Source organism: Planctomycetia bacterium, from assembly GCA_021413845.1.
Lineage (GTDB): Bacteria > Planctomycetota > Planctomycetia > Pirellulales > PNKZ01 > PNKZ01.
On sequence record JAIOPP010000006.1, the window covers coordinates 96,530 to 111,845 of the forward strand.

The 15,316-nt window shown below is 61.0% G+C and carries 11 protein-coding genes; 4 read left to right on the plus strand and 7 right to left on the minus strand.

Going from position 1 to position 15,316, the window contains the following annotated elements; translation table 11 throughout:
• Nucleotides 1–43: 43 nt before the first annotated feature.
• The 4 genes from pstB to pstS all read right to left on the minus strand — a co-directional run bounded on the left by pstB (nt 44) and on the right by pstS (nt 3,909).
• Nucleotides 44–862 (minus strand): phosphate ABC transporter ATP-binding protein PstB, encoded by an 819-nt coding sequence (pstB, locus tag K8U03_00900; GenBank protein MCE9603440.1) that lies wholly within the window; start codon nt 860–862, stop codon nt 44–46.
• 12 nt (nt 863–874) lie between these two features.
• Nucleotides 875–1,777 (minus strand): phosphate ABC transporter permease PstA, encoded by a 903-nt coding sequence (gene pstA, locus K8U03_00905; protein ID MCE9603441.1) that lies wholly within the window; start codon nt 1,775–1,777, stop codon nt 875–877.
• Entirely contained in the window at nt 1,774–2,760 is a 987-nt protein-coding gene (gene pstC / locus K8U03_00910) for a phosphate ABC transporter permease subunit PstC (protein ID MCE9603442.1), read from the minus strand. The genes pstA and pstC overlap by 4 nt, the downstream gene beginning before the upstream one ends.
• Before the next feature lie 75 nt (nt 2,761–2,835).
• A complete protein-coding gene (pstS, locus tag K8U03_00915; protein ID MCE9603443.1) occupies nt 2,836–3,909 on the minus strand; it encodes a phosphate ABC transporter substrate-binding protein PstS in 1,074 nt (357 codons plus the stop codon).
• Nucleotides 3,910–4,190: 281 nt separating this feature from the next.
• On the opposite strand from pstS, the gene ppk1 reads away from it, so the two are divergent.
• Nucleotides 4,191–6,290: a polyphosphate kinase 1 gene (gene ppk1 / locus K8U03_00920; protein MCE9603444.1), complete on the plus strand. Its 2,100-nt coding sequence runs from the start codon at nt 4,191–4,193 to the stop codon at nt 6,288–6,290.
• 18 nt (nt 6,291–6,308) lie between these two features.
• Here the strand turns inward: ppk1 and K8U03_00925 are convergent, their stop codons facing one another.
• A complete protein-coding gene (locus K8U03_00925) occupies nt 6,309–7,433 on the minus strand; it encodes an aminotransferase class I/II-fold pyridoxal phosphate-dependent enzyme (protein ID MCE9603445.1) in 1,125 nt (374 codons plus the stop codon).
• 141 nt (nt 7,434–7,574) lie between these two features.
• Nucleotides 7,575–8,282, minus strand: coding sequence for a glycosyltransferase (locus K8U03_00930; protein MCE9603446.1), 708 nt, complete (start codon nt 8,280–8,282; stop codon nt 7,575–7,577).
• A gap of 271 nt (nt 8,283–8,553) precedes the next feature.
• Here K8U03_00930 and K8U03_00935 point away from each other — a divergent pair, with 271 nt between their 5' ends.
• The 3 genes from K8U03_00935 to K8U03_00945 are packed head-to-tail and all read left to right on the plus strand — an operon-like array spanning nt 8,554 to nt 14,291.
• The gene (locus K8U03_00935; GenBank protein ID MCE9603447.1) at nt 8,554–10,644 is read left to right on the plus strand and encodes an efflux RND transporter periplasmic adaptor subunit; all 2,091 of its coding nucleotides are present in this window, start codon (nt 8,554–8,556) and stop codon (nt 10,642–10,644) included.
• Between the two features lie 44 nt (nt 10,645–10,688).
• A complete protein-coding gene (locus K8U03_00940) occupies nt 10,689–12,029 on the plus strand; it encodes an HlyD family efflux transporter periplasmic adaptor subunit (protein MCE9603448.1) in 1,341 nt (446 codons plus the stop codon).
• A gap of 18 nt (nt 12,030–12,047) precedes the next feature.
• Nucleotides 12,048–14,291: a hemolysin D gene (locus K8U03_00945; GenBank protein ID MCE9603449.1), complete on the plus strand. Its 2,244-nt coding sequence runs from the start codon at nt 12,048–12,050 to the stop codon at nt 14,289–14,291.
• Here the strand turns inward: K8U03_00945 and K8U03_00950 are convergent.
• Complete coding sequence (locus K8U03_00950; protein ID MCE9603450.1) at nt 14,276–15,256, minus strand: cobalamin-binding protein; 981 nt, start codon at nt 15,254–15,256, stop codon at nt 14,276–14,278. The genes K8U03_00945 and K8U03_00950 overlap by 16 nt on opposite strands.
• Nucleotides 15,257–15,316: the final 60 nt, after the last annotated feature.

A 15,316-nucleotide genomic window follows, 5' to 3' on the forward strand; every position in this document is an offset into this window, starting at 1 on the left:
ACGCTCGCAACGATCGCTTTTTACGATCGCGTTGTCGTGCGGCTTAGCTGAATTCGCCGCGTAGATAGTCTTGCGTATGTTTCTCGTGCGGGTTCTCGAAGAGCTCGTCGGTCTTCCGATGCTCGACGAGATAACCGGTTCGGCCACCCTTCGTGGTGTCGACGTACATGAACGCCGTCGAGTCGGCGACCCGTTTCGCTTGTTGAAGGTTATGCGTCACGATCGCGATCGTGAACCGCTCCTTCAATTCCTTCATCAGATCTTCGATGCGGCGCGTGGCGATCGGAGCGAGAGCCGAGCAAGGCTCGTCCATCAGCAACACTTCCGGCTCCGTAGCGATGGCGCGCGCGATGCAGAGTCGTTGCTGTTGTCCGCCGGAGAGCGAGAGGCCGCTCTTCGTCAACTTATCTTTGACTTCGTCCCACAACGCAGCACCCTTCAACGCCTTTTCCACGCGCTCCGCCACGCTATCTTTGCACCGATTGATGCGCAGCCCGAAAGCGACGTTGTTGTAGATGCTCATCGCAAACGGATTGGGCTGTTGAAAGACCATGCCGATGTAGCGACGGACGGCGACGGGATCGATTCCGGCACCGTAGATGTCCTTCCCGCGGAAATGGACATGGCCCTCAAAGTGAAAGCCGCGCACGAGGTCGTTCATGCGATTGATACAGCGCAGCGCCGTGCTCTTACCGCAACCGGAAGGGCCGATGAAGGCCGTGATCGTCTTCTTGCGAATGGGAATGTGCGCATCGCGAACCGCGAGGAACTTGCCGTAGTGCAGGTTCTTGATCTTGCAGTCGATGATGACGTCCGAACGAGCGCTGACCGTGTGAACCGGGGCGTTTTTAACAGCAGACATTGCCCACCGCTCCTAATGCGTATGAGATCGTCGAGATAGTAGTTGACCGATAACGTTGAGAACGAGCACCAACATGACGAGGACGAGCGAGGCGGTCCAAGCGAGTTCGATTTGATCGTCGGACGGCATGCCGGAAAAGTTGTAGATCATGACGGCGAGCGAAGCCGTCGGTTCCATCAGTTCGAGATTGCCGTTGTGGACGAGCCAATCTTTGCTGAACAAGGCCGTAAAAATCAGCGGAGCCGTTTCGCCCGCCGCTCGCGCAACCGCCAGCATGACCCCGGTGAGAATCCCCGGAATCGCGGTCGGCAACAGCACGCGCCACGCCAGTTGCGTCGAGGTGCAACCCATGCCGATGGCCGCTTCGCGCATCTTCGCCGGAACCATGCGGATCGCTTCTTCCGAAGTGAGAATGATCGTCGGCAGCATCAGTAAGGAAAGTGCCACGCCGCCGGCAGGAGCCGAGAAACCACCGGTCAGCAGCACCACCATCGCATAGGCAAACACACCGGCGAGAATCGAAGGCAGCCCGGTAAGCGTCTTCGCACAGAAGCGAACGGCGCTCGCCGTGCGTGTCGTCGGGCCGATTTCAGCTAAGTAAACCGCAGCCAGGATCCCGAAAGGAATCGCGATTGCGGAGGCGATCCCGACCATCGCCAACGTACCGACGATGGCGTTGCCGAAGCCGCCGTCGGCGAGCGATTCGGTAAGCACGGTCCAGTTCAGACGCTTTCCGCCGCGCCAGATCAGCATCGCCAAGACCGAAACGAGCGGGAACATCGCGAGCAACGTCATGCCGCCCGTAAGCAGGCTAAGACCGGCGCTGAACGCGGCGCGCGGCGTATACAGCGACTTCTCGAGTTGCGGCAGATCGACCCCTTCGAAGGGATCGCGAATTTCGAGTTGAGCGCTCATTTGGAAATACCCGACAGACGTGACGAAGCGCGGGACAGAATCAACGCACCGAGGAAGTTGACGGCCAAGGTGATAAGCAACAACACGAGAGCGGCATACATCAGCACTTGCACTTCGTGAGTGCCGGCTTCCGGAAAATGGTTGGCGAGCAGCGCCGCCAACGTATTGCCGGGCGAAAACAGCGACCAACTCAATTTGTTGGAGTTGCCGACGAGCATCGCCAGCGCCATCGTCTCGCCCAACGCGCGACCGAAGCCGAGAACCATCGAACCGAAGATCCCGGTCGACGCCGTCGGCACGATCACGCCGAGAATCGCTTCCCAACGAGTCGCACCAAGACCGACCGCCGCTTCCTTCAACTTATTGGGAACGGAAACCAGCGCATCGCGCGAGATTGCGGAAACCGTCGGCAAGATCATGATGCCGAGTACGAGCGCGGCCGGAAACATGCCGGGCCCGCTCAGCGCCGTGCTGAAGAACGGCACCTGACCGAGATGCTCATGCAACCAATTGGCCGGACCACGAATCAACGGAATGACGACGAAGATCCCCCACAATCCATAGACGACGCTGGGGATAGCGGCGAGCAACTCGATGATGTTCTTCGCGACCAACTCGACTTTCGGCGGCAGAAAATCTTGACTCAAAAAGATCGCGATCGCCACGCCGAACGTCGAGCCGATCAACAAGCCGAGCACGCTGCTGTAGAGCGTCCCCAAAATTTCCGGCTTGAGGCCGAACTGATCTCGGTTGGCGTCCCAGGTATCGGAAGTAATCAGGCTCAAGCCGTATTGCTGAATAGCGGGCAGCGCCTTCTCGCCGATCTGAAACACGATGAGAGCGACGAGCAGGATCGTCGCCCAAGCGAAGAACACGGTCGAGCCCCGAAAGGCTCGATCCATGAACTTGTCGCCCGAACTCGGCGGCCGCGAAAGACCGACGACTTCCGTTTCTTCGTATTCGCTGCTGGTGATCGTCGCCATGAAAAACTACTCGAATGAAAATCAAAACGATCGGATCGATCGCATACTCGAACTTTCAACACCGCAGACGATCGACTACGGCTTGATCTTGTCGAGCGCCTTGGCGACCTTATCCGTCACAGCAGCCGGCAATGGGATATAGCCATGCTCTTCGCTGATCTTCTGGCCTTCGGTGAGGCCGTAGCGAATGACGTCTTTGAGAGTCTTCGCCTTGTCGGCGTCGGCGTAGTTCGTGTAGGTGAGCAGCCACGTGTAAGTGACGATCGGGTAAGAATCCTTGCCGGCCGGGTCCGGAATCCACACGATCAGATTGTCGGGCATCGGCACCGAAGCGAGAGCGGCTTGAGCGCTCTTCGTTTCAGCTACGACGAAAGCACCTTCTTTATTCTCAAGCGCGGCGACGGAAAGCTTCGCTTGGCTGACGAATCCGAATTCGATGTAACCGATCGCGCCGGGAGTTTGCTTGATCGTCGCGGCGATGCCGTCGTTCTTCTTGGCGCCGATCGCGGCGGTTGCCGGCCAAGCCACGGTCTTGTCGGTGCCGGGACCCTTCTTCCATTCCTCGCTGATCGCCGACAAGTGTTGCGTGAAGACGAACGTGGTTCCGCTGCTATCGGCCCGATGGACCGGGGTGATCTTCGTATCGGGGAGCGTAACGCCGGCGTTCGACTTGGCGATCGCCTCGTCGTTCCATTTCGTGATCTTGCCGAGAAAGATGCCGACATAGGCTTCGCGCGAGAGCTTGATGTTCTCGGGCGCACCTGGAACGTTGTACGCAAGCACGATGCTGCCGGCCGTCATCGGCAACAGCACGACGCCCCCTTCGACCTTCGCAATCTCGGCATCGGTCATCGCCGCATCGCTCGCCGCGAAGTCGACCGTCTTATTCGTCAGCTGCGTGATGCCGCCGCCGCTGCCGATTCCCTGATAGTTGATGCTCACGCCGGGATGCAGCTTCCGGTAGTCGGCAAACCATTTGTCGTAGAGCGGGAACGGAAAGCTAGCCCCTGCGCCGGCGAGCTTGACGTTTCCCGATGCAGCCGAGCCGGAGCCCCCCGCTGACGAGCCCGACGTCGAACCGGACTTCGAGCACGCAGCAATCGTGAAGCAGGTGAGAATCAAAAACGTGTACGGCAAGACGCGACGCATGGTCATAAATCACTCCGGATTAATTTCGCTTTCTCGTTGTGGGCGACTTCGATTCTGGCCGTGACGCGAAGGGCGTTCTAGGTGCGGAGCACGATTTCACGGATTTCTCACATACAGCTTCGGACCCGCGATTTTGTGCGGATAATGCGAGCGAAATGTTCGGATTTCGTGAGCGCAATCCTGCCGATTGCGGCGGTGGAGCCGACTGGCGAGAATTTCTTGTTACTCCGGCGAGCCCCTCGGCATCCCATTGCGTCGCACTCATAAGAAGGAACCTTTCCATGCATCTTGAGTCTGCCGCAATCACGACGTCGAAGCCGTTCCGCGATCGCGATCTGGCTTGGCTGGAGTTCAATCGCCGGGTGTTGCACGAAGCGGCCGACGAGCGTAATCCGCTGCTCGAGCGCGTCAAATTTCTCGCCATTGCCGGGAACAATCTCGACGAGTTCTTCATGAAGCGCATCGGCGCTCTCAAACAGAAAGCAAGTTTGAATGAAGCGCTCGACGGCGATGCCTCGTATAAGAACTTGCTCGAGTTACGCAGCGCGATCACTGCTTTGCTCACATCGCAGGCTGCGCTTTATTCGCAAACGATCGTGCCGGAGCTAGCGCGTCACGGCATTCGCATCGTCGGCGGAAACGAGCTAAGCGAAGGCCAAGCGGAAGCCGCTCGGCAATTCTTCCAAAAGAAAGTCTTTCCGATCCTGACGCCGCTGGCCGTCGACCCTGGGCATCCGTTTCCGATCTTGTCGAATCTCTCGACATCGCTCGGCATCATGCTGCGCAACCCGGAAACCGACGGCCGATATTTCGCGCGCGTCAAGGTTCCCGGAAATCTTCCGCAACTCGTTCCGCTTCCTTCCGACCTCGTTACCGATGACGCGTCTTCGTCGCAATCTTTTATTCGCTTGCTCGATCTGATCCACCTGCATCTCGACGCCTTGTTTCCGGGAATGATCGTTACCGAAGTCATGCCTTTTCGCATTACGCGCACCGCGGCCGTCGACATCGACGACGACGAAGCAGGCGAAAGCCTCGCCGCCATGGTGGAAGAGGAAATTCGGCAACGTCGTTTCGAGCGCGTGATTCGTTTGGAGTACGCCGCCGGCGGGAGCGGCGCGATGCTCTCGCTCTTGCTCGGCAAGCTCGAGCTCGGCGAAATCGACGCCTACGAGATGACCGGCGAACTCGACTACACCGATCTCTTCACGATTGCCGGCTTGCATCGCACCGAGCTTCACGAAAGCCCGTGGCATCCGATCGTTCCCGCCACTTTCGACGGCCACGATCCCGACATGTTCGCCGTGATTCGAGCGGGCGACGTCTTAGTACACCACCCCTACGAAAGCTTCGAGGCGAGCGTCGAACGGTTCATTCGCCGCGCGGCGTCGGACCCGAAAGTCGTCGCGATCAAGATGACGATCTATCGCGTCGGGGCCGAAACGCCGTTTCTCGATGCCTTGCTCGCGGCCGCCGAGGCCGGCAAGGAAGTGGCTTGCTTGGTCGAAGTCACTGCGAGCTTCGACGAGCGACAGAACTTGACGTTGGCTAATACGCTGGAGAAGGCCGGCATCCATGTGGTCTACGGAATGGTCGGACTCAAGACCCATTGCAAGACCACGCTCGTCGTGCGCCAAGACGAAGACGGCTTGCGCTGTTACGCGCATATCGGCACCGGCAACTACCACGTGAAGACCGCCCGGCTCTATACCGATCTCGGTCTTTTCACCTGCGACCCGATCATCACCGGCGATGTCGTCGATCTATTCCATTATCTGACGGGCCTGTCGTTGAAACGCAATTACGTGAAGCTGCTCGTCGCTCCTGTGAACATGCGCGATCGGTTCCTGGCGATGATTCGCGAAGAGGTGCGGCATCATCAAGCCGGACGTCCGGCGCATTTGATCGCCAAGATGAACCAACTCGAAGATCGTGAAATTTGCGACGCGCTCATCGAGGCTTCTCAAGCCGGCCTGCAGATCGATCTCATCATTCGCGGGCTCTGCGTCCTGAATCCCGGCATCCCGGGCGTCACGGAGAACATTCGCGTGATCTCAATCATCGGCCGCTTCTTGGAGCATTCGCGCATCTACTATTTCCGCAACGGCGCCGAAGAGCCGCGAGACGGAAATTTCCTGATCGGCTCCGCCGATTGGATGCATCGCAATCTTTCGGGACGCGTCGAAGCGATCGTTCCCATCGAAGCCCCGGCCTTGCGACGACGACTTGGGGATTTGCTCGAAATCATGCTCGACGATCGCCGCCAAGCCTGGGACATGCAATCCGACGGCACCTATATCCAACGCAGACCAATCAACGAAAACGATGCCACGGCGATCGGCACCCATCAACTGCTGATGAATGCGACGCATGCCTCATAACCGATTTCAAGCGACAGCTTAAATCCCGGCCAAGCCTTCTTCCAATGCGGCTAAGATCGCTTCCGGGCTTTCGATGCCGACCGAGAGGCGGATCGTGCCCCCTGTGATCTGGAGCTTCGCGCGCTCTTCGGCGGTGAGCCCGCGATGGCTCGTTGATTCCGGATGGCTAAGCGTCGTGCTCAGATCGCCGAGCGAAGGGCAGAACGGAATTCGCTTCGCCGCGGTGATGAAACTTTGCGCCGCCGCGCTTCCGCCGGCCAACGTGAAGCTCAGCATCGATCCGAACCGGCCCGCGAACTGCCGCGCCGCCGTCGCATGGTCGGGATGGTCCTCAAGACCGGGATAGTAAACGCGCGCGCACTCCGCACGCTGCGCGAGAAACCGTGCCGCCGCGAGTGCATTACTCGATGCACGTTCGGCGCGCAGCGCCAGCGTGCCGATGCCGCGAGCCGCGAGCCAGCTGTCGAACGGCGCGGCCGAGAGTCCGTAGCTGCCGACGACGCCGACCATCCGTTCCCAAGCATCGGCCCGACCGCAGACCGCTCCCAGCAGCACATCGCTATGGCCGTTCATGATTTTCGTCAAACTCTCGAAGACGATATCGGCACCCAGCTCCAACGGTCGGCAAAGCACCGGGGACGCAAACGTGTTGTCAACGACGAGCCGCGCCTGGCCCGCATGCGCCACATCGGCCAACTTCGCGACATCGACCACGCGTACCAAAGGGTTCGTGATCGTCTCGACGACGACGAGCTTCGTCGCCGGCGTCATCGCCGCGCGCACCAGCGCCGGTTCGCACACATCGACTCGTGTCGAACGGATGCCGAGTCGCGAGAGTTCCTTTTCCAATAGCGTCAGCGTGCGACCGTACATCTGATCCCCCACGACGACATGATCGCCCGACGTCAGATGCGCCAGGAAGATCGCCGAACAGGCCGCCATGCCCGAACCGCAAACGATCGCCTTCTCGGCACCATGCAGCGCGCGCACGCGTTCCGCTAAAAGATCCGAATTCGGATTCCGATCGCGGCTATAAACATAACCCTCTTCCTGGCCCGAAAGCAGCCGCCCGGCCTGCTCGGGATCTTCGCAGCGATACACGGCTGCTTGGTAGATCGGCGATGCCAAAGGAGAAGTCGGCATCGCCGGCGGCTCGTCTGGCCGAGGACAAAGATCTTCGATGCTGTCTCGCTCGGGAAGTTGCGCCATCGGAGTTGCTCACGGATGTGATGTCGAAGAAGTAAACCGACGGAACGGGCGAGCACGTCGTCGTCCGGCAAGAAATCAACGAACGCAGTGGTCGGGCAGCTTGCCGAAGCGTTCGATAAGCGAAGCCCGATAGAGCGCCGGAAGCGACTCCCACCACCGAGCCTTGCCGAGCGACTCGTTCGACGGCAACGGAAACGGCACGACCCGTCCTTCGAGATCGCCGACGAGTTCGTTCACGGCGCGTGCGGCAGCGCCGTGCGAAAGAATCCGGCAAGCGTTTTCGGCGGTCTCTTGCATGTAGCGCCGATAACGGGAATCGGTTCGCGCGACTTCGAACTCTTGAGGATGCGCCGACAACACGTAAGGGATACCGGCTTCCAGCGCCAAATGGCCGAACAACCAAACATGCTGCACATGCACGATGCACGGATCGTAAAGATCGATTTCGCGATCGAACTCGGCGCGCAACAGATCGCGATAGTCGGAAAGTTGCCGATCGCTCAGCGCGGCGAATGTGACGTTGCTGCGCCCGGCTTCGGCCACGGCGGTCGGAGACGCAACGCCCCCGAACGTCGGCATCGCATGCGGGAACGGTGCGCGGCGATCGGTCGCATGGCAAACGACGCGCCGCACGTTCGGCTCGACCTCTTCCCCCGGCTCGTCGTCGACGCACAGAATGCGCACCTGATGCCCGGCGGATGCGAGTCCGCGCGCAGCGCTATCGACGAAGCGGCCCGATACGGCACCGTCGAGCGGCTCGTGGCTGGTGAACAAGATACGCATCGAAAAGCAAACGCGAAAGAAAATCGCAAAACGACATGTGCGGAGCGCGGCGAACGCCGACCCCGCTGCAAAAAGTAGCCGAAAGAATGCTAGCACGGCCCGAGTCGGGGGTCTACGGGTCTCGCCGAACTTGCGGCCAACCGAACGCTTCCCTTCGCGCCGGCAGTGGCGGTATCTGCGAGAGACTGGTACTGCATCGTAAACCCCGGGTCGGTATAGTCCGCACCGCGCGAATGTCGGCGAATGCCCGAGATCCGCGTCGGAGAATCTCATGTCGACTACGCTCGATCCAAGAACGCCGGCACCCGGCCCGACACCCAGCATTGAAAAGCTGCGCGAACTCCATGCGCGCCTCGCTGCGCAGGCGCGCGCCGCGAACCAGCCCGAACGATTCTTTCGTGAGTTTCTTACCTCGACGACCGCTGCGCTCGACGGCACGGCGGGCGCAGTTTGGATCGCAGACCGAGGCAGCTTACGCCTAGCTGCCGAACAGCACCTATCCACCGACGACCGCGCGCACTACGAACGACTGGCGGCCGAAGCGTTTGCCGAAGGAGCCGGGAGATTCGTCGGTCGCGACGGCCGAACGCTCGGCGAATCGCGCAACGAAAACCAGCCTCAAGCGCACACTGCGACGCAGCACGACGCCGTTATGTCGTATCCGATTCGCATCGGCACCGCGGTATTGGGAATCGTCTCGATCGGCTTCGCCGACGAGCCGGCACGCGGCGCCCAGAGCGCGTTGCAACGAACGCTCGTTCCGCTGTGCGACCACGCGGCCGATTATCTCTTTCGCCGCCGGATCGATACGAACACCACGAGCGACGATCGCGAGACGAGCTTTGCGCAGCGCATCGCGGAGTTCGCGCTCGAAGTCCACGCGCCGCTCGATTTACGACGGACCGCCGCCGCGATCGCCAACGAAGCGCGGCGCCTCACCGATAGCGATCGGGCCGGAATCTGCGTCTATCGTCGTCGCCGAGCCGAGGCGTTCGCCGTCAGTGGACAAGATTATTTGGATCGACGCTCGAATTTGGTTCGGCGCTTAGAAACCCTCGCGGCAGCCGTCGCCGCCAGCGGCGAGAAGCTTCGTTTCCCGCACGACGATACGGCACTCGCCCCGCAAGTGGAATCGGCTCTGCACGCATATCTCGATGAATCGCAAGCTCGCGAACTGACCGTGGTGCCTCTCCGTTGCGGAGCGACGGCAACCGATGAAATCGTCGGCGTGCTGACGATCGAACAAATCGCGACAGCCGCGCCGATCCCGAAGCCGCATATCTCGCAGAGCAGCGACGATCGTCGACAGAGCCCGACTATGGAGTCGACTCCGCATCACGAGGCAGAAGGCTTGAACCTCCTTGAGTCGCTGATTCCGCACGCCGCGACCGCACTCACCAACGCGCTTCGTTACGATGCCGTGCCGCTCCGTTCGTTGACCCGACCGTTTGCCACCCTCGATGCCTTCACCGGCGGAAGCAGACTGAAGAAACGATTGCTGGCCCTCGGTGCGGCGGTCGGTATCGTTGCGGCGCTCTGCGTCGTTCCCTACGATTTCGCCGTCGAAGCGCGCGGCACGTTGCAACCGGTCGATCGTCGCGATGTGTTCGCCTCGGTCGATGGAATCGTGAATAAGATCTTCATCCGTCACGGCGATCGAGTACGTGTCGGCGACCCGCTCTTCGAACTGCGCAGCACCGACCTCGACGTGGCGGAAGCCGATCTCATCAAAGAGATCAACGAGACCGAACAAGAATTCGCAAACGCGCAGCGGCAATACAACGAAGGTCGTTCGCTGACGGCCGCGGAAATGCAGCGCCTCGTCGGCCAGATCGCCACGCTCGAACAGCGCCGCGAGAGCTTGCGCCGACAAGCGACGTTGTTTTCCGAAAAGCGGGCGCGGCTTCGCGTCGTCAGTCCGATGGTCGGGCAAGTCGCCACTTGGAACATCGAAGAGCTTCTCGCCGAGCGGCCCGTTCGCCAAGGGCAAACGCTTGCCGGCTTGGTCGATCCGGATGGCGAGTGGGAAGTCGAGATTCGCGTACCCGAGGATCGCTTCGGACACGTCGCCGAAAAGCATCGAGCCGGGCTTCCACCGCTTGAGATCACGTTCGTCCTCGCGACCGATCCGGGCCATGAATACAAAGGGACCGTCGTCGAGACGCACCTGGCGGCCGAGCCGCGCGGTGAGGAAGGAAACGTCGTGCTCGTCACGGCGAAGATCGATAAAAGCCTGCTCGCGCAACTTCATCCCGGCGCAGATGTCCGCGTCCGCGTCGAATGCGGTTCGCGCTCGCTCGGCTATGTGTTGCTGCATGATGTTTGGAGCTTCGTGCAGTCGCGAATTTTGTTCAAGCTTTAGAGGAATCGCAAACCCGAGTTTTGCGATAGGGCAAGGATGCCGGTATGAGAAGTCAGACACACAGCCGCTTCAACCGCTTACGCACGGCAGCCGTGGTTGCATGCGGCTTGGCGTCGGTTATCGGCGCGCAGATTTCAAGCGTGGTTGCGCAATCGTTCCATGCGAAGCCCGCCGCGCCGCAATCGCCGGTCGAGCCGCCGCAGGAATTGCCCGTCGGTATGGAATCGCGTCCGATCAACGAGGCTCGCCCGAACATCGATCCTCATCGCGCGGCGCGCGGCCGCAACGACGGGAGCGTTGCACCGACGCAATTCGTCGATCGCTACGGTAGCGGCGGCTATCAAGCTCCGGCGCAGAGCAACATCCATAGCAATCTTCCGACTAGCCCATCGAACCTACCGCAGGGCGGCGCGATTCCGCCTAGCTCGGCAAACGGTTCGTCGGCAAATAGCGCCGCCCTCGGCGGAACCGCCGCGGTGCCGGTGCTCCGGCATTGCGTGGTGAAGCTGATCGATCAGGTCACGGTCTCGGTGCAAGAGCCCGGCATCGTCACGGCTCTGGAAGTGCGCGAAGGGATGATGGTCGAAGCCGAGGCGCAGGTCGGGCGCGTGAGCGACAGTCAATCGCGTATGGCGAAGCTCGTCGCCGAGGCGGAGCATAAGATCGCGCAAGACCGCGCCGGAAACGATATCGAAATTCGCTATGCCGAGTCGGCGGCGAAGGTCGCCGAATTCGAGTACCGCGCCGGACTCCAAGCCAATCAGAAGGCCGCGAATTCGATCTCGCAAGTGAAGCTGCAAGAGATGGCTTTGTCTTACGAAAAAGCTCAGCGCCAGATCGAGCAAGCGCAACACAATTTGCAGATCTCGAAAGAAGAAGCCGAAGCGAAACGGGTCGAGGTCGATGCGGCCGAAGATAGCGTGCGACGTCGCCAAATCACGAGTCCTATCGGCGGCGAAGTGGTCGAAGTGCCGGTGCATGTCGGCGAATGGGTTCAACCGGGCGATCCGATTTTTCGGATCATTCGCTTGGATCAACTGGCGGTCGAAGGTTTCTTACGCGCCGCCGACTATACTCCCGGCGAGATCGTAGGGAAACCGGTCGTCGTCGAGTTGCTGCTCGCGCGCGGGCGGCCGATGCAATTCACCGGCAAGGTCACGTTCGTACATCCTGAAATCGACGGCCGTGGTCAATTCCGCGTGAAGGCCGAAGTGACGAATGTCGCCGAAAACGGTCAGTATCTCCTTCGCCCGGGCCACGACGTCGATATGGCGATTCGCACCGATGCGGCTGCCGCCGCGCCGATCGCCATGCCTACCGAGCCGGCTGCGACGACGCCTCCCGTGCCGCTAACCGGTAGCTTGCCGGCCGCTCCCCAACGCTAAAACCGCGGCACGCGCCTCATGTCGACGATCGCCGAACTGCCGACGACTGCGAGCGAACGCGCTACGACGGTGCGGGCCCGCGTCGATCTTCGCGCGGTTCGGCAACTCCATCAAGGAGTCGTCGGCTGGATCATTAAGAACCCGCTGAGCCTCGACTACTATCGGCTGCTCGATGAAGAATACTTCTTGCTCCGTCAGCTCGACGGCCGCAAAACTCCGAGCGAGATCAAGCGAGCCTTCGAGTCGCGTTATGCTCCGCAAACGATCGACTTCGACGAGATCCAGCGCTACATTGCGCTCCTCCATCGCGACGGCTTGGTCGTTTCCGCAGCGGCCGGACAAGCCGAGCCGCTCGCACGTCGGAGCGAGGAACGGAAGCTGCAGATGCGGCGCGAGCGCTACGGCAACCCGTTCGCGCTCCGCTTTCGCGGCGTCGATCCCGATCGATTGCTGAACGGACTTTATCCTTGGCTCGGCTGGTTCTTTTCGTCCTGGTGCGTGCTGATTTGCAGCGCCATGATCGGCGCGGCGGGGCTCGCGATCGTGGCCCGGTTCGATGAGTTCGCGGCGGCTCTTCCGACGTTTCATCAGTTCTTCACGCCGTCGAATATCGCGTGGCTCGGCGTCTCGCTCGCGGTCGTGAAGGTGTTGCATGAGTTGGGGCACGGCCTCGCTTGCAAGCACTTCGGCGGAGAATGCCATGAGCTCGGTTTCATGCTTTTGTTTTTCACGCCGACGATGTACTGCAACGTCTCCGACTCTTGGTTGCTGCCGAATAAATGGCAACGGGCCGCGATCGGTGCGGCCGGCATGTACGTCGAACTAGTGATTGCGGCGCCGGCCGTGTTTCTCTGGCGGTTCAGCGAGCCCGGAATTGTCCATAGCCTGGCGCTCAACGTGATCTTCATTTGCACCGTGAGCACGCTGCTGGTGAACGCGAATCCGCTGATGCGCTACGACGGCTACTATATCCTTTCCGACCTCTTGGAGATTACGAACCTCGGCTCGAAAGCGACCGCCGCGCTCCGTCGCGGAGCCGGTCGGCTCTGTCTCGGCATTCGTTATGCCGACGCCGACGATCCTCTTCTGCCGCGCAAGCATGTCGGCCTGTTCGTCGCGTATGCCGTGGCGTCGAGCGTGTATCGGTGGTTCGTCTTCTTCGGCATCTTGTGGTTCTTCAACAAAGTCTTCGAGCCGTACAGGCTCGACGTCGTCGGCCATGCGTTCGGCGCGATCGCCGTCGGCGGGCTGATTCTCATGCCGATCCGCGGCGTGCGACGATTTTTTTCGGTTCCTGGGAGGATGCAACTCGTGAACAAGTCTCGCGCGGCGGTCACGATCTCGGTGCTGGGAGCGATCGTCTTCGCGGCGCTCGTGGTTCCACTGCCGCATCGGGCCTACGCACCGCTCGAAGTTCGGCCGCGCGATGCACATTCCGTTTACGTCGAAGTGCCCGGCACGATCGAAGCGGTCTTCGTGCGCCCAGGAGAAGCGATCGTCGCCGGCCAACCGCTGGCGAAGCTCGCGAATGTCGACGTGCGCATCGAAGTCGACCGGCTCGTCGGCCGGCGCGATGAGGCACGCGTAATGTTGGCCTCGATGCAGAAGGAACGCTTCACCGATCCGTTGGCAGCGTCGCGCGCGGCGCTCGCCGAACAATCGCTCGCGGCGCTCGATCAACTGCTGGCGAAGCGCGAAGCCGATCTCGAGCGACTCACGATCCGCGCGCCGACGGCAGGCACCGTGCTGCCGCCCCCGGAAACGGCACCGCAACCGACGGACGATGGCCGGCTGCGCGAATGGTCGGGCACGCCGCTCGATAAGAAAAACATCGGCAGCACGCTCCCTGCCGGAACGCTGTTCTGCCGGATCGGCGACCCGAACCGCATGGAGGCGATGCTGCTCGTCGATCAGGGAGACATCGAATTCATCCACCTCGAACAACCGGTCGACGTGCGACTGAACGAGACGCCGGGTAGAACGTGGCATGCGCAAGTGCGCGAGATCTCGAAGACCGATGCGAAGATCGCTCCGCGGCAACTCTCGAATAAGTCGGGCGGCGAGATGGCGACCCGCACCGACGACACCGGCACGGAGCGATTGCGCTCCGCCGCGTATCAAGTGCGGGTCTTCCCGCTCGACGATCCCCACGGCATGCTACGCATCGCACTCGCCGGCGAAGCGAAGATCTACGTCGGCACGCAGACCCCGGCACAGATGCTCGCGCGAGGGTTTCGACAGACGTTTCATTTCGAATGGTGAGCGTGAGCGCGAAAGTCTCCCAGGCGCTGCCAAGTTCGACCGTCGCCGCTTGCGATTTCACGATCCCCACGCGCATCGTCTTCGTACAACTCCGGATGCACCAAGCGCGATAAGAGCTCCAGGCTATCCACGATCCTCGGTCCTGAGCGATTGAACAGCGCATTCCCGTTGACAGCATAGACGTTCCCCGCGCGCACGGCCGTGAGCTCGTTCCAGCCCGGTCGTTGCGGTAGATCGGCCGCTTCGCGAAGCGTGCGCTCGAGATCGAAGCCGCACGGCAGGACGACGATCACCTCGGGATCGAAGGCGCGAATCGTTTCCCAATCGGTATAGGTGCTGTGTTCCCCGGCCGTAGTCGCCGCTTGAGTGCCGCCGGCAAGGTCGACGAGTTCCGGCGTCCAATTCGCGGCAACCATCAGCGGCTCGATCCATTCGATGCACGTCACACGTCGGCGACGTTCGGCGGGCAAGTTGCCCGTCCGTGCGCGAACCGTGTCGATTCTTGCCACCAAGCTCTTCACATACGCGGCACCCTCGTCCATCCGATTGGTTGCGATGGCGAGGCGGCGAATATCGCCGAGAATGTCGTGGAGAAAATGAGGGTTGAGCGCGACGATTTGCGTCGAGGCCAGCGCTTCTTCCGACTGGACCGTCGCGACGACGTCGTCGTAGCGGATCGCGCACACATCGCACTGCGCTTGCGTGACGATGAGGTCCGGCGCAAGCCGAACCAAGAGCTCTACGTCGATTTCGTACAATGGCTTCCCGGCCGCGACCAACTCCTTCACCTGCCGGTCGATCATGGCGCTCGGAGCATCGGCCGAGATATTCGTGAACGAGATCTTCGGCTTCGCGAGAACCTCGGCGGGGAAATCGCATTCGTGACTCACCGCGACGACTTGCTCGCCGAGGCCGAGTCCGTAGAGCATTTCGGTAGCGCTGGAAATAAACGAAGCAATGCGCATGAGAATCGACGAGCCTTACGAAACCGAAATGGAAGCCGGATGTACGATCGCCGGTCGAGC

Coding starts and splice junctions, on each gene's coding strand:
- pstB (MCE9603440.1), bottom strand. CDS start 862: ATGTCTGCTGTTAAAAACGCCCCGGTTCACACGGTCAGCGCTCGTTCG.
- pstA (MCE9603441.1), bottom strand. CDS start 1,777: ATGAGCGCTCAACTCGAAATTCGCGATCCCTTCGAAGGGGTCGATCTG.
- pstC (MCE9603442.1), bottom strand. CDS start 2,760: ATGGCGACGATCACCAGCAGCGAATACGAAGAAACGGAAGTCGTCGGT.
- pstS (MCE9603443.1), bottom strand. CDS start 3,909: ATGCGTCGCGTCTTGCCGTACACGTTTTTGATTCTCACCTGCTTCACG.
- ppk1 (MCE9603444.1), top strand. CDS start 4,191: ATGCATCTTGAGTCTGCCGCAATCACGACGTCGAAGCCGTTCCGCGAT.
- K8U03_00925 (MCE9603445.1), bottom strand. CDS start 7,433: ATGCCGACTTCTCCTTTGGCATCGCCGATCTACCAAGCAGCCGTGTAT.
- K8U03_00930 (MCE9603446.1), bottom strand. CDS start 8,282: ATGCGTATCTTGTTCACCAGCCACGAGCCGCTCGACGGTGCCGTATCG.
- K8U03_00935 (MCE9603447.1), top strand. CDS start 8,554: ATGTCGACTACGCTCGATCCAAGAACGCCGGCACCCGGCCCGACACCC.
- K8U03_00940 (MCE9603448.1), top strand. CDS start 10,689: ATGAGAAGTCAGACACACAGCCGCTTCAACCGCTTACGCACGGCAGCC.
- K8U03_00945 (MCE9603449.1), top strand. CDS start 12,048: ATGTCGACGATCGCCGAACTGCCGACGACTGCGAGCGAACGCGCTACG.
- K8U03_00950 (MCE9603450.1), bottom strand. CDS start 15,256: ATGCGCATTGCTTCGTTTATTTCCAGCGCTACCGAAATGCTCTACGGA.